Consider the following 22,006-nt stretch of genomic DNA (forward strand, 5'->3'; position numbering starts at 1 on the left):
TTTTTTTTATGGCACAGAAACTTTGGGAGAAGTCCGTACAGGTAAATAAGGATATCGAACGTTTCACGGTAGGTCGTGATCGTGAGATGGATCTTTATTTGGCCAAGCATGATGTGCTTGGTTCTATGGCTCATATTACGATGCTTGAAAGCATTGGGTTGTTGACAAAAGAAGAACTGGACCAGTTGCTGGTGGAATTGAAGAGTATTTATGCCTCGGCCGAAAAAGGCGAATTTGTGATAGAAGACGGGGTGGAAGATGTACATTCGCAGGTAGAATTGATGTTGACCCGTCGTTTGGGAGATATCGGAAAGAAAATACATAGTGGTCGTTCCAGAAATGATCAGGTTCTGTTGGACTTGAAACTTTTTACCCGTACGCAAATAAAAGAGGTTGCCGAAGCGGTAGAACAACTATTTCATGTCTTGATCCGTCAGAGCGAACGGTATAAAAACGTTTTGATGCCGGGATATACACACCTGCAGATTGCAATGCCTTCTTCTTTTGGCTTGTGGTTTGGTGCCTACGCCGAGAGTCTTATGGACGATATGCTGTTTTTGCAGGCAGCATTTAAAATGTGCAATCGTAATCCATTAGGTTCAGCAGCCGGATATGGTTCGTCTTTTCCTTTGAACCGTACCATGACGACTGACTTATTAGGTTTTGATTCAATGAATTACAATGTTGTATATGCTCAAATGGGGCGTGGAAAGATGGAACGCAATGTTGCTTTTGCATTGGCTACGATTGCCGGGACGATTTCCAAATTAGCTTTTGACGCCTGTATGTTTAACAGTCAAAACTTCGGTTTCGTTAAGTTGCCTGATGACTGTACCACGGGGTCCAGCATTATGCCTCATAAGAAGAATCCCGATGTCTTTGAACTGACACGTGCTAAATGTAATAAACTGCAATCGCTTCCCCAACAGATCATGATGATTGCGAATAATTTGCCTTCTGGCTATTTCCGTGATTTGCAGATTATCAAAGAAGTTTTCCTTCCTGCTTTTCAGGAACTGAAAGACTGTTTGCAGATGACAACCTATATCATGAATGAAATAAAGGTAAATGAACATATTCTTGATGATGACAAATACCTCCTTATTTTTAGCGTGGAAGAGGTAAATCGTTTGGCACGTGAAGGTATGCCTTTCCGTGATGCATATAAGAAGGTTGGTTTGGATATTGAAGCAGGTAAATTCTCGCATACTAAAGAAGTATACCATACTCATGAAGGTAGTATCGGCAACCTCTGTAATGCAGAAATCTCCGCATTGATGCAGCAAGTGATTGATGGATTCAACTTTTGTGGAATGGAGAAAGCGGAGAAAGCACTGCTTGGAAGATAAAATAGACTTTCGGAGGATAGTTTTTTAAACTTTCCTCCGAAAAGATTTGGCAGAAACAAGTAAACTACTTATCTTTGCACCCGTTGAAAAAACGCGGAAATAGCTCAGTTGGTAGAGCATAACCTTGCCAAGGTTAGGGTCGCGAGTTCGAGTCTCGTTTTCCGCTCTTTCTTTGAAAGGATGCTCGAATGGTGGAATGGTAGACACGAAGGACTTAAAATCCTTTGGCCATTGCGGCTGTGCGGGTTCAAGTCCCGCTTCGAGTACGAGCGTTCCTGATTAAAAGCTCTGTAAATCATTGATTTACGGAGCTTTTTGTTTTTCTGCATTTTCTTAAGATAAACTGTCCTTGGGCTTTAAATTAAGTAACATTTCCTACGAATTATGCGGTTCATGTAAACCAAGATGTAAACCGAAAAATGTATGAAAGCGACAGTTAATGTGTTGTGTTACAAGTCAAAAACTCTTCGTAATGGAGAGCATCCGCTTATGATTTGTGTGTGTAAAGAGGGTAAACGAAAGTATATCAGTCTTGGGATTTCGGTAAAACCTAATAATTGGGACTTTGAGAAGAATAAACCTAAGCGCAATTGTCCTAATAGGGAGCAAATTATTAAGCTTCTAAATGAGCAAGAACAGAAGTATTCAGAACAGATACTGGAATTCTCTATGGAACAACGGGAATATTCGCCTGCCACCTTGGTTGAAGCGGTTGCTCCGGCAAGGAAGGTAAAGACTGTTGGTGATTTGTTTAATGAATATATAGCTCAACTGAAGGGTGAAGGCAGGTTAGGGTATGCGCTTTCTGTTCAGCAAGTTTGTAATTCATTGTGCAAGTTCAGAGGTCATTTGGATATATATTTCTCTGATATAGATGTTAATTGGCTGAAATCTTATGAATCATGGTTGAGGTGTAATAAGTTGGCTGATAATACAATTGGTATTCGTTTTAGAACTTTGCGGGCTATATATAATCTAGCCCTTGTGGAGGGATTGGTAAAAGCAGATAATTATCCATTCAAAAAGTATAAGGTTTCTAAGTTACATAAGGAGACAGCTAAGCGTGCAATAACAAAAGAGCAGGTGAAGCAGGTTATTGAGTATGATGTGTCAAAATCTCGCTTTTATAAGAGATTGGCAGTTGATATGTTTACGTTCTCTTACTTAATGGGTGGTATTAATTTCACTGACATGGCGTTTCTTACTGATAAGAACTTTGAAGGTGAACGTTTGGTGTATATTCGTCAGAAAACGAAGAAACAAATAATGTTACCATTACAAGAGAAGGCAATTGAGATAGTGAATCGTTATCGTTCCTCACAACGTAAATATGTATTTCCCATATTGGATAATAGAGAACGAACTCCACGCCAGATAAGAAACCGAATATATGATGTATTGGATAATGTCAACGGATATTTAGCTGATATTGGGAAGGAATTGGGTATTGAATTGAAGATTTCCAGTTATACGGCTCGACATTCTTATGCGACAGTCTTGAAGCGTTCGGGAGTTTCAACATCTGTAATCAGTGAATCTTTGGGACATAGTTCCGAACGGGTGACACAGATTTATTTGGATAGCTTTGAAAATAAACAATTAGATGATGCAATGAAGAATCTTCTTTGAAATAAAATGTCGCTTTGCTTTTATGGTGAAGCGACATTTTTTATTTTTGTGACAAAGTTTGAAAATATGGAATATCAGATAATACCAATCAATACGATAAAACGAATCGAATCATGGCTGAATAGTGAAGTGGGATTCAGCCGTTCAATGTTTCATAATGAACTGGACTATATATCTGATGTATATCTTTTGGGTAATAAGTTCCCAATGGAAATACAGGATTTGTACTTGTCAATAAAGAAGGAAGAGCAGGAGATTCCCTATCCTAATTGCGGGACAGATGAGGACAAATATGAATTTAGCATGACTGTGGGAAAGAATTTAGTCCTTGAAAGTGGTAATTTTAAAGCCGAGTATATTGAAACATTGTGGAATACATACAATAAAGATGAAGACGAAGCTTATGAACAACAAGACCAAGATGTATTTTACGCTATTCTTCTTATTGTAAGTATCTACTATAAATACACACAGACCAATGGCTATTTTGATTTTGAGGATTATATTGCTGACCCAACGCAACTAAAGTATAGTTATTCTGTTAGACCGGATATGCTACGTCTTTACAAGATGTTTCATGAGAAGAAAAAGACCAAGAGTAATATTGTCACGATTGAATATAACAAACAGAAAATAGAACTTACGAATGATGATAGTTGGTTTCTCAATATGATAACTCCATATCTTGATAAATATTTAGGAGTTTCAACTTTGGAAGAAGCGGAAACGGAATTGGATAAAGATTATCCCAGTATAGGTAAAAGAGGCAGAAAACGCGAAAATGCGATACTTGATACGATAACTCTTAGTATATATAACCTACTACGTCACTCATCATTTGCAGCCAAAGGTAAAGGATTAACAGATAACGAGGGGAATTTTATTCTTGGGTTACTGAAATATCTCAAACTGATTGATGAGGACAGTCCTAAAAATGACATATTGAATTTGCGGGCTACAATCAGGAACTTACAAAAATATGAAGTTCGTCCAAATTGGTGGAAAATTCCCATGTGCAAAACGTCTCCCAATAATCCGGTTGAACATTTAAAATCATATTGGTAAAACATATAAAGATAAAAAATGATAGCCTTTATTTAATTGATGATTATTGTGTAAATATACATAATTTGTTGATATATTGTGATTTATGATATTTGTGATTACATAAAGAATTAAGCATAAAAAAAGGGATTTCTTTATGTTTTTTTCTTCATTTCATACGCTTCTATTTCTCCGTAGTTTTGCAGCGTAATCAAAAACAAAGGTGCGCACCTCGTTTGAGATTCATTAATGTTTAATTTAAAAAAAATGAAGATTATGAATTTGGAATTTGTAGAAAAGAAAGTAGTTAAGTCTTATGATAATGAAGGTGCAATGCAAACTGTAAAGGCAATGATGAAAAGAGGTGAGCAATTGAATGTTAAGTTTTACACTAACAAGGATAACTATCCATGCGCTTGGATTGAATCCAAAAAGATTCAAGGTTTCTGTTTGATATTGAATCAAGAAGGATTAAGTTGGTTACGTACTTATTTGGAAACAGGAGAAGCGGAAGATTTTGGTTTTAATCCTAATAGTGTTACGGCTTATGGTGAGGGAGAAGATAAGGATTTTCAACTATCAATTTTTAAGCAACTGATTTTAGCGGGAAAAGCATTACAATTTGTTCCTACGTTTCGTGAGTATGGAGCGAAAATTACTGCCAGTGCTTTTTTCAGAAAAGGAAAGATTTTCTTCCGGTTGGAAAGGACAGAAGAGTTATATGATTATTTATTGGAAAAAGAATTGATAGCATAATTGAATTATTAACGGGGGAAGGCGCAATTCCTTCCCTATATTTATAAATCTATTAAAATTTAAGATGTATGAAAAAGTTAAATGTAAAACCAGTAGAAGAATTGTCCCAGTTCATTAATGAAGCTAAAACTCCTGGAAATTTGTTGCAAGATGCACCCGATTTTGATGCAATCAAGCAGGAAGAGTACGAAAATGAAGGAATGGATGTGATAGACGTTAATGAGGAAGATGACAATAGAAATTAATCTTAATGAACTCGGTAGGGTGCAATACCTTACCGAAGTTCTTCCCGAAATTCCCACGAATACAATTCTTTATAAGAAGTTGACCGGACTTGGTGCTACCTATGGAGAAATCACCGCAAAACGTAACTCGATTATCATTGAGCCGAATGTTCCTGTTATTATCGGTAAATGTAATGACCCTAAACATAAAGATGATAATCTGTTCGGAGTATATGAAGGTGTATATACTGACGATATCATAAAATATTTGGAGAAGAGTAAGAATAAGTATTATAAGATACTTACTACTCCCGAAAGTTTTCAGAAAGTAAAGGACGCATTTGAAGAACTGGAAATGAGTGCGCATTGTTCTTGTTTTCTTCTGTTTGATGAATGTCATAAGCTAGTGAAGGATGCGGATTACCGGAATAACATAACACTACCGATAGATGATTTCTTTAAATTTGACCAAAAAGCATTGGTCTCTGCCACACCAATAGAATTGAATGACCCTCGATTTAAGGAGCAGAACTTTCAGACGATAGAAATACAGCCGACTTTCGATTATAAAAAGGAGATTTGGCTTCATCATACGAATAATACGCTGCAAGCATTTAAAGATACACTATCCAAGCTAAACAATGAGGAAGCTGCACCACTTCCGATTTGTGTGTTTATCAATTCAACTGATATTATATATTCATTGATGAAGCAACTAGATTTATTGGAAGATTCCGCAGTCTTTTGTGCCCCAAAGAGTGTTGATAAGTTGGGAAGGAATAAATTTACCAATGCCTATGAACAGTGCAGCATTGATAAAATGAAACGGTACAATTTTTTCACTAGCCGTTTTTTCAATGCTGTGGATATTGAGTTAGAACAGAAACCTCATGTAATAATGTTAACCGATGTTTACTTTGCAGAACATACAATGATAGACCCTTATACTGATGCTATCCAAATGGTTGGACGATTCAGAAATGGTGTATCATCAATTACACATATTAGTAACGTTAAAGAAGGTATACCACAAAGAACGAAAGAAGAAATAAAAGGATATATTGTTTGCAGCAAGGAGATATATCGAACAATGAAGAACTTTTATGATTGTGCAGCAGACAGGGCTTCCCGTGATGCTTACCGTGCTGCACTGGAAAGTCTTCCTTTTAATAAGATGCTTGATAGGAACGGGAGAGAGAATTGGTTTGCAATAGACAACTACATAGATGAGGAATTGATGAAAAATTATTATTACGATAAAGGCTCTCTAAACGAGGCATACGATAATTGTTATTCATTTATTTCTTATCAACATGGATTTTACTATTCGATAGGTGACTTTGAGCGGTTAAAGAGGGAAAATAAATCTCAATCCATTAAAGACAAGCGTAAAGAGATAGTCCGCCAGTTGGAGATGTTGGGAAATTGTGCTACTGAAATGGAATTGGAATACAAGCGGGATTTGATTGCGGCTGATTCATTTATTGTTGAAGCTTATGATACGGTAGGTAAAGAAGTGATTGAACAACTCAAATATTCCAAAAAGAAAATCACGGAAGCCATGATACAGAAGCAATACAGTGAGAAGGCAACCGGAACAGAGGTAATTCGCTTAATAAAGAACTCATTTACTGTTGGTCAAAAATACACTCGTAAATATACCAAAGAAGAAATAAAGAGAATTTATGCTCTATTGAATATACATCCCCCTAAAGCCATAACAAGTAAGACTATAAGCGATTTTTTTATGGTGTCCGAATGCAAAGTCAGAGGTGAAAGATGTTATTTGCTGATTGAGGAAATATTATAATGCGAAGGACATTTTTTGAAGAAAAACACTTTTATAGACCCTGTTCGAAAAATGTCCCTTACTTTGAAATAAGCGACTAAAAGAATAACTTAGTAGCAAAAAGGAGATTTACTCATCACGGAGCGAATCTCTTTTTGTAAAGGTTGATTTTTACATGATAAGAGTAACCTTTGGTGGTATGGGACGAGGTTTTTCCACGATATTTACCTTCAAGACTTTAGCTAAATACTTCCAAGTACAAACAGTTCCTTCCGGTATTTTTCGTTTTTTTAGTGCTGCTGCTAAAAATGGTAATGCGCTATAATGGTCGATGATTTTTCCTACTATTTTTTTATTATATGGTGGTATTGTAATGTTTTGTGATGCGAAAAAATCAGCCATTGGTATATATACCTTTGTATAAACTTCGTCATCATCCTTTCCTTTGACAATATCTATTTTGAATAAATGTGTATTTGTAAGTGTGTATCCGTTTTGTTCTTCTTTTATCAGTTTCTTGTCGATACACTGATTGAGATAAGAGTCTAAGGTCGGGCGGGATATATTTAGTTTCTTGCAGATTTCACTTTTGTTGTATCCTGTGTAATTGGTGTTGTTTAGGCAGATACATTTTAATAAGATGAGGAAAGCTTTGAGTTTGTTAGGAATGTTTTCTTCCAATAAATCCAAGTCAATTCTAATCCAGTCAATTTGCGGTTTGTATAGATAATACGTACAGGTATTGAACACGCCTTTGTTACCAATGTTCTGTTGTGTATCTTTCCGTAGTAACCCTTTCTTTATTAGTTTCTCGATATGCTTGGATATATATTCGGTCTTGCTTATTCCTGTCAATTGGGATAGCGTTTCAAGCTTTACGTGTGAAATATAAGTGTTGTAATCTGATTTCGCTAATAAACAAAAATAAGTATATGCTTCATTTGTTGTAAGTCCTATGACTAGGCTTGCCGGTATTATTCTGTATCCCATAGTTGGCAAATGGTTGTCCGTTGATAAAATAAATAATCTTCTTTTTTAATAATCTGTTGAAATTGGAAGTTCCGAGACTTATTTTGGCTTCCTTTCTGTCTATATAAGTTTCATTGGTTAGTTGATTTACATACATGAAAAAAATAAGATTTAGAATGTGCTTTTGACTTCTGAAAGAAGGCAATGCTTATTAGTTATTTTCTAATGGTTAGTAGTATAGTCCACCCTGTTTTTTTACATGAGCGTGCCCCTGTTTTTTTACAAGTTGTTTTTTCGGAGTATAAGGATATTTTTCTGCAACTTTTGCCAGTTGCTTGTATAGCTCTGCATACTTCTTTTTTAAATAATCTCTGTCTATTTTGATTGTTACCTTGCGATTTACAATGTGTTCTGTTGTTTCATCTGTAAGGGTGGTACTTGTGTCAGGTGCTATTGGGATTCTTGTCTCAATCATGGGATTTTAAATAAAATGTTTTTCTAATGTGGTTAATCTGTATTCTCTGTTTCTGATAGCCTTGTGTCTGTATCCATACACCGATATGGACTTTATTATCTCTGATTCCGTGTTTCAAGGCTAATTCACGTAATTCTTGATAGGTATATACTTCTGACATGGTAGGTAATATGAAGAAATTTTCATAACCACAAGCGGTAGGGCAGACGTCAAATTGCCCTACTTTTTATGGTTATGCTACAAAAATGAAAAAGGTCGTCTAATACTAGTATATAGGCGACTGCAATAAAATCTATCAAACATGGCTTTATCTATGGGAGATTGTGAAAAAGGTAAATTACCGCATTGGTAGTAATTGGGAAATGGAGATAAAAAGCCCTCAATGCAATACGGTAATCCTTCCTTCATGGAATACACAAATTTACGAATAATTGGGGAAGCTAAAAAATGAATGATACTCATTTTTCAAACATTGGTTGTATAGTTATGCCACATTCTGTAATGGTCTAAAATAGTTCCATTTATGGAGAGTAGAAAGATATGCGTGCAATAAAGTACAGGTACTTATATATAATCCCCCCTACCTATAAAAATAGGAGCTTAAATATATATCAGCTTACTTCTCCTATGATTTACAGAATTGAAAGTTACATGAACACGTGAAGAGTAGTTCTAACAACCCCCTAGGGTAGTTGGAAGAAAAGTGAAATATCTATTCTCCACGTAATCAATTTATAAATCATTTAAAATTTTATTCGTTATGAGAAATCTACAAATTATTGGCAATGTGCCACAGGTAAGAAGAGAAAGTAACTTTGGTGAATATGCAGAAGAAGCAACAATAATCGAAGAACAACCAAAAGTTAAAAAAGAGAATCCTCATTTCTTGGAAGCTAATACACTAGAGGTAACAATGCAACATTTAAAAGAAGATTGTATTACACCCGTATTCGCCAAAGATAATGAGCTTACAATTCCTCACCCTGCATTTATTGATACTGTTTATGACGCTGCAAATACGTTTTTCAGTGGTGAAAGTATTGATAAGCCCGATATTCGTGTAAGTCACATTATCAAGGGGAGAATACCCGAAGCAATACACAAACCTGCAAATCAACTTCTTGAAAGTGATAAGACTATCTACTACGAAAGATGTGCTTTTATTATTCAGATTCCTACGATTTACGAAACGGTGAACGGAAATAAGCTAACTCTTACTATTGGTGGTGTGAGAGCTTATAATCACACAAATCTGTATTCAAAGAAAGGAGCAGAAAGGTTTAAGGTATTTATTGGCTTTACTTGTAAAGTTTGTACAAACTTGTGTGTATCAACAGACGGTTTTCTTAGTTGCTTGGAAGTTACTAATACCAAAGATTTATATCGGGCAGTATTGGAAATGTTTCAGAGTTATCAACCTGCAAAACATCTACATTTGTTGCAAACACTTAGTAACTCATATCTCACAGAACATCAATTTTGCCAATTACTTGGTAGAATGAGACTTTATCAATCATTGCCACAAGGTTATCAGAAAGATATTCCTAAAATGCTCATCACTGATTCGCAAATAAATACAGTTGCAAAAGCATATATCAATGATAAGAACTTTGGGAGCTTGGGGAATGACATAAGTATGTGGAAATTGTATAATCTATTGACAGGAGCAAACAAGAGCAGTTATATAGATTCATTCTTGGATAGAGCGGTAAATGCAACCGAAATAGCAACGGGAATAAATGCCGCTTTGCATGGAGACACTAAATATAAGTGGTTTATTGATTGATTAAACAGGGGAATATTCAGAAATGGGTATTCTCCTATTTTATTAACTACGTAAAACAAAAAATCATGTTTTATTATAAGATACTTGTTTGGCTCTTTTGGGTGGTATTGTCTTTTATAACAGGTTGTGTTCCGTTAATCCTACTTATTCTTTTAGTTGGCTTATGGGATATTGAGGAAGCGAATAAACCTCGTTAGTGTTCAAAACAGGAATGTGTTCAAATAAATCTGTAAAGGTGGTTTGAACACATTCTTTCATGTTATCAATTTAATCAAAGAATAAAATGAAAACAGCTGTAATATACGCTCGTGTTTCGTCAAGTAATGACAGACAGGACACGAGCAGACAAATAGAGGATTTAAAGAAATATGCTATCTCACAGGATATAGAAATTGTGAATATATTCCAGGAGCATATTTCAGGTGCAAAGAAAATAGAGGAAAGACAGATTTTAGGGGAATGTTTAGAATACTGTAAACGTGAATCTGTGAATATCCTACTTTTGTCTGAATTGTCAAGACTAGGAAGAAGTACATTACAGGTTCTTCGCTCTTTGGATATATTGCATGAATCGAAAGTGTCGGTTTACATACAGAACTTGGGCTTATATACTTTGCAACCAAATGGGGAAGTTAATCCAATAGCTTCTATCATGGTGACAGTACTTGCAGAAATGGCAAATATCGAAAGAAGCAATATTCAATACCGTTTGAATAGTGGTAGGGCAAATTATATTGCCAAAGGTGGTAAACTTGGCAGAAAGACAGGTTCAACCAAAACGGATGATAAGAAAAAAGAGGAATATAAAGAAGTCATTGCTTTACTAAGAAAAGGCTATTCAATCAGAAATATAGCTAAGCTACAAAGTATTGGTATTTCCACCGTTCAACGGATAAAAAATCAGTTTATAAAGCCATAAGCATGAAATATCGGTGGGGTGGAAAAATTCAGAGATTTAGTTTTTATATGGGTGGTCTTGAATTTTTCCACTACCATGGATTTATAAAGAAGGGATAGCTCTCAACTTTTAATAAACCTCAAATCCGCAACTAAGCCCTTGAACGTCCTTATTGCGTTTACACGTCCTCTCATTACTGAATTTGCAGATAATTTGAACTTGAAGCACCCACTTCTGCCTACAATATCCCCTTACCCCACAATGTGACTTGAGGCAATACACAATATCATTCCCATAAGTTGTAGGCATTATCCAAAATCAGTCTGGAAAACATCTGCGTAAGCATTATTACAGGTATAGATGTTCAGCACATACCGCCTTGATGTCCTGATCCACTTGGCTGGTACAGAGATAAACCTGAAGACAAACGCTTTTATGCGACTTGTTGCATTGAGCCCGAACTTCTTTACGTCAAGTCTTTGAATAATGGCCTTGTAAAAGTTACGGATAAGTGCTGTAAGAAGAAGGAACACTGTGTTCTCTGCCATGAAGGATTTGGGCAATCTGTCCCACCCGAAACCATTGTTCATATCATCGAAGATACGTTCCTTTCCTCCACGAAGGTTATAGAACTCGACAATTTCTCTTACGGAAGAATCATAGTCGTTAGTCAGGATACAACGGTATGTGTATTCTCCTTCCCAAAAATCCTGCACACCATCCATCCGTTTCTGTCTTTGAATCACAAGTCGATATGCCTTACCTTTCCACTTCTCAACAAGGATAGAGTTCAATTCAAACTCAATGCCATTGATTTCCTCAGTTTTCCAGCCTTTGAGAGCAAAGGTGTCATTGTAGATCGAACTGCAGCGGTTAGCACGGATATAGAAGGACTTGCAGTGTTTTTCTATTTCCTCCACGATTTCCTCGGAACATGATCCACAATCAGCTCTGAAGCGATTGATAGTGAGCCCATTCTGTTCAAATCTCGCAAAGAACCTCTTCAGCGTGTCCTTCTGATGGAAACGAACATTTGTGTTACCATCGCTATTCTCTATACCGACTATCAAATCGCCAATAACCGCCACGCCAGGGCGATAACCAAGGAACTTCTTGTATGTAGGCTTTGCATCATACTTCTCTGTCTCTATGAACTGATGGTCGAAATCAACATCATACATCTCACCCTCTTTCAGTTGGCCAGATGCAAATATACAATTGAGCAATAAAGTATTGAGAGTGTCAGCCGTATTGAAATCGTAGGTCTTGCCCATATCTGATGTGTATGAAATGTTTTCTTGCGTCAACTCCTTTATCGCCCTGAGGATAGTATCAGAGCTACAAGTGCGAAGTGTCGGATGAAGCGAGAGGTGGTTCATCAAATGAGTAGTGACATCCTCAATACATGAACCGCTACAGAAGTAGATACTCATGAGAGAACGGATGATTTCGCTGTACTGATAACCGAACGATCTACACCTTAGACCGAGGGTTGAGTCGATTACAGATGATAATGTGGAGTCAAATTGCTCCATGATTGAAAATAATCCCCCAAAAGGAGTGAGTCTCTCAGATTTAATTTGTATCTTCGCCATGTCTATCGTCGGATTCTCTTGTTTTTTTTGCAACACTAAGATAAGTGAAAATTCTGACATGGCAAAATCCTGAGCAACTTTTTGTTGCTCAGGTACTTAAAAAGTTTAATTTATAATAGTGTTGCGGAATTAAGGATAAACAATAGTTCTTGCTATTACGAACGCTTTTCGTAACTTTGTGGCAATTTCAGATGCCTAATGTGTTAGGTCTGAAAGGACATATTAGTTAACGAAGAGCGTTTAAGATATTATCTCATATTGGAATCTGGACAATTTCGAAGGTTGAAGATAATAGGCAAGAACGCTCACGTCAATGTTATATACCTATCTTGTTAAGATAGTCTATATATCGTTTGGCGTGGGCTATTGTTTATTATTCAACCTTGGGCAGTCCAGAGCCTCAATATGATAATATTCAATAGTTTCCACGCCTTTTTCATTGTGTAATACTATCCAAAGGGAACAGGGTAGATAAAACGATATATAACTACGAATCAGACATTAAGAAACAACTTTTGCTACTATCTTTTAAGTAGCCAACTCAATTTTTGAGCAGCTTATACTACAATTAATTTATTAACAAAAAGATTATTTACAGAATATGAAAACATTTAGATTGTTTGCGACTTTATTGGTTATTGCTTTATGTGCAGGTTTTACTTCTTGTAGCGATGATGATGAAGATGAAAATCCGTTAGTAGGTGTTTGGTCTTATACGTGGGGAGGTGGAAACAAAGAAATTGTTACTTTTAAATCAGACGGTAAAGGAACTTGGGAATCTTATGATGTGTATGATGATGAGTCTAATACAGAATCATTCTCTTATACATTTGATGGTAGTACTAAGTTGGTTCTTGATTGGGGAGATGATGACCCTGAAACTTATACAGTTGAAATTTCCGATAACAGCTTGAAGTTAATCGAAGAAGGAGGGCATACAGAAACTTTTATTAAACAATAATTGGGATTTAACCGTATAGTGCTAGTCTTATTAGGCTAGCATTTACTCCTTTACTGTTTTTAAATGAATGAAATAATGAGAAATAATTATATTGTATTTATTAGTAGCATTGTATATGCGCTTCTTGTATTGATAGGTTGTGGAGATGATAATCCTGTCAACGATTCAAGAGAGGAAGAAAGCCATGATGTTGAGACTATATTAATACCTTTGGGAGAAAGTGAAGGGTATTTTGAAAAAGGAATCTGTTTTACCTCAAATAATGAGGAGAAAACTTTAACTTTCGAGACTAACAAGAAATGGAATATTGCTATACCAACTAATATAGAATGGTGTACTGTTTCCTCTAATAATGGAGTAGCAGGTACTGTATCACTGACGATAAAAGTAACAGAGAACACATTTTATGATGAACGTAATGCTATATTAACTTTGAAAGTCGGAGAAATAGAAAAAAGAATAAAGATTACTCAAAAACAGCAAGACGCACTTTTAGTATCATCAAATATTTTTGAGTTGGATAAATCTAACCATATAATTGATGTTGAAGTAAAATCGAATATAGAATATGAAGTCATTATTCCGCCAGCATATCAAAGTTGGATTGTTCAAAATAATAAATCTCGCTCTTTGTCTAGCAATATTTTATCATTTACTGTACAGTATAGTTGGGAATATGATAAACGTGAAGGGGAAATTATAATTCGAGGAAATGATAAATCAGAGACAATACATATTTATCAAACAGGAGAAGGAATGTTACTTACTTCAGCTAAGTATTTAGTAAGTGATAGTGAAGAAATGATTACTGTTAGAGTTAAAAGTAATTTTGATTTTAAGGTAAAATTACCTGCTGTGGATTGGATACAAGAAGCATCACATACTCGTGGAATATCAAGTCATACTCTTTATTATACTATCAAACAAAATACAACGGATAAAATTCGCTGTGCAAGTTTACTATTTTATGATGAAAAAAGTGATGTTAAACGGGAGGTGCAGATAATACAAGGTGGTAAAAATCGGATAGAAGGGGGAAAAGCTGTCATATTCTTAAGTGAAGGAGGGACATTAAGTAATTATATTAGTGATGACAAAAAGAATGAAATAACGGACTTAACTCTTGGAGGTTATGTAAATGGTGATGATATGTTGTTTGTTAGGGAGATGTCCCGAACAAATGTATATGGTGATGAGTATGTAACAAACGGAAAGTTGACTAAGCTTGATTTGTCTAATGCATTTTTTGTTGGTGGAGGGACATATTATATACATAATCATCAACAGTATACTACCAAATCCAATACTATACCTATTAGATTATTTCACAATTGTAGGACTTTGCAAGAAATAGTCCTTCCTGATAATATAACCAAAATAGAAGAATATGCTTTTTTTTGTTGTACTCAGTTGTCGAAAATTAATTTACATGATAATATTTCAGAAATAGGTAATGCTAGTTTCCATAAGTGTACATCGCTAAAGACAGTGAAGTTACCGTCTAATTTAAATAAAATAAGCAAACAGCTGTTTATTTCGTCGGGAATAAAAGATATTGATATTCCAGAGGCTGTGACTACTATTGAGACAGAAGCGTTTTTGGGCTGTGGTCTAAAAAAAATAAATATAGGTTCAAATTTAAAGAATATAGGGTATAATATATTTTGGGGGTGTTCTGCTAATATTGAGGTACATATAAAAACTCGGATTGCTCCATATTCCGCAGCTTCTATTTTTAATTCTGACCAAGCTAAATATACTAAATTATATGTTCCTAAAGGGTGTTTTAATTCTTACAGTACTACTTCTCCTTGGCGTGAGATAAGGAATATATATGAAGAATAATCGTCATCGATAAAAACAGCATTTGAAGAAATTCATTTGCTGTTTTTTTATTATCAATATGCTGTAATTTGACTATTGGAACAAATAATTTTCTGATTATCCGTTTATGCACCTGTTATATTCGCAATTACTAGTCTGTCAAAGAGTTTGTCTCCAAAATACCGTCTGTTTAATTTGTAAATAAACTCGTTGAGATACAACTGTAAGTATTTCCTTTTGATTTTATGGTAGTTGCCCAGCAATGTCCGTTTTGCATTACTGATTGCGATATGCACCCATTTGAGTGTTTCCTTGGTGGTTTTGGCGTCTGATTTCTCGGTGACGTGCAATTCCACCAGATCGGAGATGTCAACGTAAGAAGTGCTTTTGTCCGAAAATACGATGGCATCATCCTCCATGCAGTCCCTGACCACGCCGTTGATTCCTTCACTTTGATGGCTATCCAGTACCCTGGCCTTGAAATAACGCACATGCTTCTCCTTTTTGCCCGTTTCGATATCTTCCAACGGGGTGCTTTCGGCCATCACCGCAACGTTCTGCTTTCCCTCGGCTCCCCGGCCACGTGTACCCTTGCCTCGCTCGATTTCCTTACTGGCCACCGAAAAGTAACCCTCATCCAGTTCTATCATCCCTTCCAGTGTATACCTTGCATCCCGGTTGCCCATCGCCCTGCGGAGTTTGTGTACCATCGCCCATACCGGTTCGTAACGCTTCAATCCTAATTGCTTCTGGAGTTCGTTGGTGGAGAATCCCTTTTTTGTGCAACTCATCAGGAACATCGTTTTGTACCACACCAGAAACGGCAGCTTGGAGCTCTCCATGATCGTACCGCTGCGCAACGAGGTGCGGAAACGGCAACCTTTGCATTCATAACTCCATTTACCCTGTAACCAATAATGGGAAGTGCCCCCGCATCGCTTGCAGACAACCCCTTCCTTATCACGCTGCTCCTTGAAATGCAAACGACAATCTTCCTCCGAACCGAAATGAGCCGTAAAACTGAATATGTTCATAATCCCTGCTTTTTGAGCGCTAATATACTAAAAATATTAGGTGTGTTTGCGGAGAATCAGAAATAATTTCATTACTTTTGTAGTGCAGTATTATACTGCAAAGGGATTATTAACGTATTGAATAACTTATCTTGTTTTACATGGTTGATGTAAACCAATATGTAAACCACATGGGTACATTGATAGATGTAAATTAGGTAATGTGCTGATTTATAGCCATTAGGATGCTCGAATGGTGACCCGGCACGAAGGACTTAAAATCCTTTGGCCATTGCGGCTGTGCGGGTTCAAGTCCCGCTTCGAGTACGAGTATTCTTTATAAGGCTTCATGAATCATTGATTCATGAAGCCTTTTTATTTTTATGGGTGTATAATATACATTTTATTTATTTTCTGGAAAGCTCTATATGATAGCTGCTTGGAAGAAATAAACCAAAAAAGAGTTATAATATTTTTTTATTGTGTTATTAATCTTTTATTTTGCTTTTAGATTATGATTTAATGTATAATATTATATTGAATCATTCCTTAGACCTAAATATATGTAATATTTGATTTAACCGCTAACACTGAAAAATACTAGAGAGATGGAGAATAATGACAGGCAGATTGAATTAAAGTTTCAGAGGTTTTTCACTGTAAATTTTCCAAAGGTAAAGAACTTTGCTCAAATGCTGCTAAAATCGGAAGCGGATGCAGAAGATGTGGCTCAAGATGTTTTCTGTAAGCTCTGGTTGCAGCCTGAGTTGTGGCTGGATAATGATAAAGAACTAGACAATTATATTTTTATAATGACTAGAAATATAGTTCTGAATATCTTTAAACATCAACAAGTAGAACAGGAATATCAGTCGGAAGTTATAGAGAAGACTCTTCTTTATGAATTAACAGAAAAGGAAGAGATCTTGAATAACGTATATTATAAGGAGATGTTGATGATTATTCAACTCACCCTGGAGAAAATGCCGAAGCGTCGGAGGTTGATATTCGAACTTAGTCGTTTCAGGGGATTAAGTCATAAAGAAATAGCTGATAAACTCGATGTTTCTATCCGAACAATAGAGCATCAGGTTTATTTGGCATTGATCGAATTAAAGAAGGTACTCCTCTTTTTTATTTTTTTTCTCTAATATTTTTAAGTAGTATGTATGTAGTAGTTGTATTTAGTGTATAAAGCCCAAAAAAGAAAGAAAAAGATTCATGAAAAATTATATTCAACAACTCGTAGAATTATTCGGCCATAATAGCTATTCAGCCGGAACACAGAAGAAAGTGCAACAGTGGTTGGCTGATGAGGAGCATGTTGATGAAAAGAGTGAGGCTCTTCGTGAGCTTTGGAAACAAGCAGGAGAACAGAAAGTGCCTGATGGCATGCAACAATCAATACAACGAATGCGGCAGAATCTGGGAATGCAGTCTATCACTTCACGTAGAAATTACCAGTTGCTTATATGGAGAGCTGCAGCTATTTTCTTGTTAGCAGTCTCATCCGTTTCTATTTATTTGATGTTGGAAAAGGAACGGCCGGAAAAAGATTTAGTTGAATGCTATATACCGACAGCGGAAATTCGTGAACTTACATTACCGGATGGTACAAATGTCATGCTGAATTCGAAGAGTATACTACTATATCCGGAAAAATTTACAGGAGAGACTAGAAGTGTATATTTGATTGGTGAGGCCAACTTTAAAGTGAAACCGGATAAGAAGCATCCTTTCATTGTAAAGGCCAATGATTATCAAGTTACTGCTTTAGGTACTGAATTTAATGTAAATGCTTATCCGGAAAATAGCGAACTGATGGCTACTTTGCTGGAAGGTAGTGTGAAAGTTGAATTCAATAACTTGCTGTCCAATATTATTTTAAAGCCTAATGAACAGTTGGTATATGACAAACATACGAAAGCGCACAATCTGCGGATGCCTGAGATAGATGATGTGACGGCATGGCAACGTGGGGAATTGGTTTTTAGTAATATGTATCTGGAGGATATTTTTACAAGTCTTGAACGCAAATTTCCTTATGCTTTTGTATATAGCCTTCATAGCTTGAAAAAGAATACATATAGTTTCCGCTTCTCCAAACAGGCGAATCTGGAGGAAGTTATGAAGATTATATCGCAAGTTGTAGGAAATGTAAACTATGTTATCAAGGGAAATAAGTGCTATGTAACTAGTAAAGAATAAATATATTGTAGAACCTTTTAAATTTAATACGTAATGCAAAAAAATACCCGGAAGGAATGGCCGTTCCTCCCGGATATGAAATCAATCTCTTTTAATATTAGCGTAATATTGACGCTATTCTGAATGATCCTAGAATAATAACCAATTAACTAATACTAAAGATGCTACAAATCTACGAAAAAATAGCAGAAAAAATAGCTCATAAGCGGGTCTTTCTCACTTTTTTAAGTCTTATTCTTATACAGACTTTCGCTTTGGCTCAAAATGATAGTAAAATAACTATCCAGCAGAAGAACATCACTGTCATTGATGCCTTAAAAACTGTGGAAAAACAGTCCAAAAAGTCTATAAATTATAGTGATTCCGAATTAAAAGGAAAAGTAATAGCCCAGTTAAACTTGCAGAATGCATCCCTCGAGACCGCACTTGATACCATCTTAAAAGGGACGGGCTTTTCATTCCAGATTCAAGGTAACTACATCATAATAGCTGAAAAGAAGCCTGTAGTTGCACAAACCCTTAAAAATATCAAAGGAAAGGTTACTGATGAAAGCGGTGAACCGTTGATTGGAGTAAATATATCTGTGGATGGTAGTTCTACAGGTACGATTACCGATTTCGATGGTAACTTTACGATCAAGGCGGCAGAGAAATCTATTCTCAAAGTATCTTATATCGGATATGCTGCACAGATAATTCCTGTTTCCAAGAAAGATTTCTATCCGGTTGTAATGAAGCAGGATACAGAAGTGCTCGATGAAGTTGTTGTGACGGCATTGGGTATCAAACGTGCAGAAAAGGCGTTGTCTTACAATGTACAACAAGTCAAGGGAGATGCTCTGACTACAGTAAAAGATGCTAACTTCGTAAACTCGCTGAACGGTAAGATAGCCGGAGTGAGTATTAACAAAAGTGCTAGTGGAGTTGGTGGTGCGACACGTGTTGTAATGCGTGGTGCAAAATCTATTGAAGGTGATAACAATGCTTTGTATGTGGTGGACGGTATTCCTTTGTTCAATACCAATATGGGAAATACCGACAGTGGTATTATGGGTGAAGGTAAGGCCGGAACAGAAGGAATCGCCGACTTCAATCCCGAAGATATTGAAAGTCTTTCTGTTTTGAGTGGTCCTTCGGCTGCTGCGTTGTATGGTAGTAGTGCCGCTAACGGTGTAATTTTGATTACCACTAAAAAAGGAAAAGAAGGAAAACTTTCAGTGCAGTTCTCTTCTTCTTCAGAGTTCAGCAAAGCTTATATGACTCCTGAGTTTCAAAATACGTATGGTAACAAAAAAGATATGTATGAAAGCTGGGGTGAGAAACTGTTGACTCCTACAAGTTATGATCCCAAGAAGGATTTCTTTAATACCGGAACAAACTTTATTAATTCGGTTACGTTGACCACCGGTACGAAATCGAATCAGACTTTTGCTTCTGTTTCTTCTACCAATTCCAATGGTATTGTACCTAATAATGAATATGATCGTTTGAATTTCACAATCCGTAATACGGCAACTTTCCTTAATGATAAATTACAACTCGATTTAGGTGCGTCGTATGTGAAACAGAAAGACAAGAATATGGTATCGCAAGGACAATATTGGAATCCGGTGATGGCCGCCTATTTATTCCCTCGTGGTGAAGACTTTAATGGAATTAAGTCATTCGAACATTTCGATGAAAGCCGCCAACTTCCGGTTCAGTATTGGCCGGTGGCAGATCCGGTATATGCTTCACAGAACCCTTACTGGACTGCTTACCGCAATGTAGCTACGAATGAAAAGAGTCGTTATATGTTCAACGTAGGGTTGACTTATAATATTACCGATTGGTTGAATGCGACAGCCCGTTTCAGAATGGATGACACACATGTATTGTTTGAACGCAAGATTTACGCTTCATCCGACGATAAGTTTGCGGAAGGAAAGAAAGGACTGTATGGATACAATAACTATGAAGACCGCCAGGAATATGCCGACTTTATGTTGAACGTTAATAAACATATTGCTGATTTTAGTATTTCTGCCAATGCGGGTTGGAACTATTCTAACTATTGGGCATTGGAGAGAGGATACAAAGGGACATTATTGGGAGTGCCCAATAAATTTGCGGCTTCTAATATCGATCCGGCTAATGGTCGTATCTCAGAAAAGGGTGGTGATAGTCGTGTGCGTAATCATGCTGTTTTTGCCAATTTGGAACTTGGTTGGAAGAGTATGCTTTATTTGACGCTGACCGGACGTAATGACTGGAATTCACGTTTGGTGAATACCGATGAAGAATCTTTTTTCTATCCCTCAATCGGTCTGTCCGGGATTATTTCCGAGATGGTCAAATTGCCCGAATTTATCTCGTACCTGAAAGTTCGCGGTTCGTATACGGAAGTCGGTGCGCCTGTATCCCGTTCGGGACTGACTCCGGGTACGGTAACTACCCCTATTGTGGGTGGTGCATTAGATCCTACCGGTATCTATCCGTTTACTGATTTCAAGGCAGAGCGTACAAAGTCATACGAATTTGGATTAAGTCTGAAGTTGTGGAATAAATTAAGTGCGGAGGTAACCTACTATCATTCTAATACATACAATCAGACCTTCTTGGGTGATCTTCCGGAATATACCGGATACAAGCAGATTTATTTGCAGGCCGGTAATGTGGAAAATCGTGGTTGGGAGGCTTCATTAAGCTATTCCGATCAGTTTAAGTTCGGATTAGGAATCTCTTCAACATTGACATTCTCTCGAAATATAAACGAGATTAAGGAGATGGTTGAAAACTATCATACGGATTTGATGGATGAACCGATTAATATTCCGGAGGTTTTGAAGGATGGTGGTCGTGTCATCTTGAAAGAAGGCGGAAGTATCCACGATATTTATGCCAACACCTTCTTGAAGAAAGACCACCTGGGATATGTTGAGGTAAAGAGCGACGGAACCTTTGGAATGGAAAAGGGGGAACCTGTTTATTTGGGAAAAACTTCTCCTGACTTTAATCTGGGATGGAGTAATATGTTGACATACAAAGGCTTTGGACTCGGATTCCAAATCAACGGGCGTTTTGGTGGTGTGGTGACCTCTTCTACAGAGGCATTGCTTGATCGTTACGGTGTGTCCAAACGTTCGGCTGAGGCTCGTGAAGCGGGAGGCGTATTGTTGAAGGGACAAGGTCTGGTAGATGCGAAGTCTTATTATCAGATGACAGGTACGGGAAATTATGAAACTTCCGGTTACTATGTATACAGTGCCACCAATATTCGTTTGCAAGAACTTACCTTTAGCTATACTATGCCTAATAAGTGGTTTGGTAACGTGTTGAAAGATGTTACAGTTTCGTTTATAGCCAACAATCCTTGGATGTTGTATTGCGAAGCTCCGTTCGATCCGGAACTGACTCCTTCCACTAGTACTTACGGACAAGGTAATGATTATTTTATGCAACCGAGTGTTCGTAGCTTTGGCTTCGGTATTAAATTTAAATTATAAT

Annotated in this window: 17 protein-coding genes and 3 tRNA genes; 16 read left to right on the top strand and 4 right to left on the bottom strand. The window is 36.6% G+C overall.

Annotated features, from left to right (window positions below; all coding sequences use genetic code 11):
- The first annotated feature begins 8 nt into the window (after window positions 1–8).
- From argH to INE92_RS22945, 8 genes are all read left to right on the top strand, one after another.
- Complete coding sequence (gene argH / locus INE92_RS22910; protein WP_151936358.1) at window positions 9–1,349, top strand: argininosuccinate lyase; 1,341 nt, start codon at window positions 9–11, stop codon at window positions 1,347–1,349.
- 93 nt (window positions 1,350–1,442) lie between these two features.
- Window positions 1,443–1,515: transfer RNA gene (locus tag INE92_RS22915), tRNA-Gly, on the top strand.
- 16 nt (window positions 1,516–1,531) lie between these two features.
- A tRNA-Leu gene (locus INE92_RS22920) sits at window positions 1,532–1,615 on the top strand.
- Window positions 1,616–1,772: 157 nt separating this feature from the next.
- The gene (locus INE92_RS22925) at window positions 1,773–2,978 is read left to right on the top strand and encodes a site-specific integrase (RefSeq protein WP_049701755.1); all 1,206 of its coding nucleotides are present in this window, start codon (window positions 1,773–1,775) and stop codon (window positions 2,976–2,978) included.
- 66 nt (window positions 2,979–3,044) lie between these two features.
- Window positions 3,045–4,043 (top strand): hypothetical protein, encoded by a 999-nt coding sequence (locus INE92_RS22930; RefSeq protein ID WP_233476908.1) that lies wholly within the window; start codon window positions 3,045–3,047, stop codon window positions 4,041–4,043.
- Between the two features lie 246 nt (window positions 4,044–4,289).
- On the top strand, window positions 4,290–4,778 hold the full coding sequence (locus tag INE92_RS22935) for a hypothetical protein (RefSeq protein ID WP_007754370.1): 489 nt from the start codon (window positions 4,290–4,292) through the stop codon (window positions 4,776–4,778).
- A gap of 68 nt (window positions 4,779–4,846) precedes the next feature.
- Entirely contained in the window at window positions 4,847–5,023 is a 177-nt protein-coding gene (locus INE92_RS22940) for a hypothetical protein (RefSeq protein ID WP_007754371.1), read from the top strand.
- Entirely contained in the window at window positions 5,007–6,812 is a 1,806-nt protein-coding gene (locus INE92_RS22945; RefSeq protein WP_202578424.1) for a DEAD/DEAH box helicase family protein, read from the top strand. Before INE92_RS22940 ends, INE92_RS22945 begins: the two co-directional genes overlap by 17 nt.
- Window positions 6,813–6,962: 150 nt before the next feature.
- Here the strand turns inward: INE92_RS22945 and INE92_RS22950 are convergent, their stop codons facing one another.
- Window positions 6,963–7,781, bottom strand: coding sequence for a helix-turn-helix domain-containing protein (locus INE92_RS22950; protein ID WP_202578423.1), 819 nt, complete (start codon window positions 7,779–7,781; stop codon window positions 6,963–6,965).
- A gap of 208 nt (window positions 7,782–7,989) precedes the next feature.
- A complete protein-coding gene (locus INE92_RS22955; RefSeq protein WP_087306493.1) occupies window positions 7,990–8,235 on the bottom strand; it encodes a hypothetical protein in 246 nt (81 codons plus the stop codon).
- Window positions 8,236–8,995: 760 nt separating this feature from the next.
- Here INE92_RS22955 and INE92_RS22960 point away from each other — a divergent pair.
- Together INE92_RS22960 and INE92_RS22965 are read left to right on the top strand one after the other, a co-directional pair.
- Window positions 8,996–10,021 (top strand): DUF3871 family protein, encoded by a 1,026-nt coding sequence (locus tag INE92_RS22960; RefSeq protein WP_022199106.1) that lies wholly within the window; start codon window positions 8,996–8,998, stop codon window positions 10,019–10,021.
- A gap of 283 nt (window positions 10,022–10,304) precedes the next feature.
- On the top strand, window positions 10,305–10,940 hold the full coding sequence (locus tag INE92_RS22965) for a recombinase family protein (protein WP_007754395.1): 636 nt from the start codon (window positions 10,305–10,307) through the stop codon (window positions 10,938–10,940).
- A 287-nt stretch (window positions 10,941–11,227) separates the two neighbouring features.
- Here the strand turns inward: INE92_RS22965 and INE92_RS22970 are convergent, their stop codons facing one another.
- Complete coding sequence (locus tag INE92_RS22970) at window positions 11,228–12,514, bottom strand: IS1380-like element ISBf12 family transposase (RefSeq protein WP_009040242.1); 1,287 nt, start codon at window positions 12,512–12,514, stop codon at window positions 11,228–11,230.
- 601 nt (window positions 12,515–13,115) lie between these two features.
- Between INE92_RS22970 and INE92_RS22975 the strand changes: the two genes are divergently transcribed.
- Window positions 13,116–13,475: a DUF5640 domain-containing protein gene (locus tag INE92_RS22975; protein WP_049701763.1), complete on the top strand. Its 360-nt coding sequence runs from the start codon at window positions 13,116–13,118 to the stop codon at window positions 13,473–13,475.
- Window positions 13,476–13,550: 75 nt separating this feature from the next.
- Complete coding sequence (locus tag INE92_RS22980) at window positions 13,551–15,320, top strand: leucine-rich repeat protein (protein ID WP_158570820.1); 1,770 nt, start codon at window positions 13,551–13,553, stop codon at window positions 15,318–15,320.
- Window positions 15,321–15,424: 104 nt separating this feature from the next.
- Here the strand turns inward: INE92_RS22980 and INE92_RS22985 are convergent, their stop codons facing one another.
- Window positions 15,425–16,333 (bottom strand): IS1595-like element ISBbi1 family transposase, encoded by a 909-nt coding sequence (locus INE92_RS22985; RefSeq protein WP_005807145.1) that lies wholly within the window; start codon window positions 16,331–16,333, stop codon window positions 15,425–15,427.
- Window positions 16,334–16,559: 226 nt separating this feature from the next.
- Between INE92_RS22985 and INE92_RS22990 the strand changes: the two genes are divergently transcribed.
- The 4 genes from INE92_RS22990 to INE92_RS23005 all read left to right on the top strand — a co-directional run bounded on the left by INE92_RS22990 (window position 16,560) and on the right by INE92_RS23005 (window position 22,005).
- Window positions 16,560–16,639: transfer RNA gene (locus tag INE92_RS22990), tRNA-Leu, on the top strand.
- Between the two features lie 281 nt (window positions 16,640–16,920).
- Window positions 16,921–17,463 (top strand): RNA polymerase sigma-70 factor, encoded by a 543-nt coding sequence (locus INE92_RS22995; RefSeq protein WP_004314638.1) that lies wholly within the window; start codon window positions 16,921–16,923, stop codon window positions 17,461–17,463.
- A gap of 70 nt (window positions 17,464–17,533) precedes the next feature.
- Window positions 17,534–18,520, top strand: a complete 987-nt coding sequence (locus INE92_RS23000) for a FecR family protein (RefSeq protein ID WP_008645190.1) — start codon at window positions 17,534–17,536, stop codon at window positions 18,518–18,520.
- Between the two features lie 161 nt (window positions 18,521–18,681).
- The gene (locus INE92_RS23005; protein WP_211421260.1) at window positions 18,682–22,005 is read left to right on the top strand and encodes a TonB-dependent receptor; all 3,324 of its coding nucleotides are present in this window, start codon (window positions 18,682–18,684) and stop codon (window positions 22,003–22,005) included.
- Window position 22,006 lies beyond the last annotated feature (1 nt).

The sequence above is a fragment of the Bacteroides xylanisolvens genome, from assembly GCF_018289135.1.
Lineage (GTDB): Bacteria > Bacteroidota > Bacteroidia > Bacteroidales > Bacteroidaceae > Bacteroides > Bacteroides xylanisolvens.

Bases quoted from the DNA above. Each gene is read 5' to 3' on its own strand.
- argH (WP_151936358.1), top strand. From the start codon at position 9: ATGGCACAGAAACTTTGGGAGAAGTCCGTACAGGTAAATAAGGATATC.
- INE92_RS22925 (WP_049701755.1), top strand. From the start codon at position 1,773: ATGAAAGCGACAGTTAATGTGTTGTGTTACAAGTCAAAAACTCTTCGT.
- INE92_RS22930 (WP_233476908.1), top strand. From the start codon at position 3,045: ATGGAATATCAGATAATACCAATCAATACGATAAAACGAATCGAATCA.
- INE92_RS22935 (WP_007754370.1), top strand. From the start codon at position 4,290: ATGAAGATTATGAATTTGGAATTTGTAGAAAAGAAAGTAGTTAAGTCT.
- INE92_RS22940 (WP_007754371.1), top strand. From the start codon at position 4,847: ATGAAAAAGTTAAATGTAAAACCAGTAGAAGAATTGTCCCAGTTCATT.
- INE92_RS22945 (WP_202578424.1), top strand. From the start codon at position 5,007: ATGACAATAGAAATTAATCTTAATGAACTCGGTAGGGTGCAATACCTT.
- INE92_RS22950 (WP_202578423.1), bottom strand. From the start codon at position 7,781: ATGGGATACAGAATAATACCGGCAAGCCTAGTCATAGGACTTACAACA.
- INE92_RS22955 (WP_087306493.1), bottom strand. From the start codon at position 8,235: ATGATTGAGACAAGAATCCCAATAGCACCTGACACAAGTACCACCCTT.
- INE92_RS22960 (WP_022199106.1), top strand. From the start codon at position 8,996: ATGAGAAATCTACAAATTATTGGCAATGTGCCACAGGTAAGAAGAGAA.
- INE92_RS22965 (WP_007754395.1), top strand. From the start codon at position 10,305: ATGAAAACAGCTGTAATATACGCTCGTGTTTCGTCAAGTAATGACAGA.
- INE92_RS22970 (WP_009040242.1), bottom strand. From the start codon at position 12,514: ATGGCGAAGATACAAATTAAATCTGAGAGACTCACTCCTTTTGGGGGA.
- INE92_RS22975 (WP_049701763.1), top strand. From the start codon at position 13,116: ATGAAAACATTTAGATTGTTTGCGACTTTATTGGTTATTGCTTTATGT.
- INE92_RS22980 (WP_158570820.1), top strand. From the start codon at position 13,551: ATGAGAAATAATTATATTGTATTTATTAGTAGCATTGTATATGCGCTT.
- INE92_RS22985 (WP_005807145.1), bottom strand. From the start codon at position 16,333: ATGAACATATTCAGTTTTACGGCTCATTTCGGTTCGGAGGAAGATTGT.
- INE92_RS22995 (WP_004314638.1), top strand. From the start codon at position 16,921: ATGGAGAATAATGACAGGCAGATTGAATTAAAGTTTCAGAGGTTTTTC.
- INE92_RS23000 (WP_008645190.1), top strand. From the start codon at position 17,534: ATGAAAAATTATATTCAACAACTCGTAGAATTATTCGGCCATAATAGC.
- INE92_RS23005 (WP_211421260.1), top strand. From the start codon at position 18,682: ATGCTACAAATCTACGAAAAAATAGCAGAAAAAATAGCTCATAAGCGG.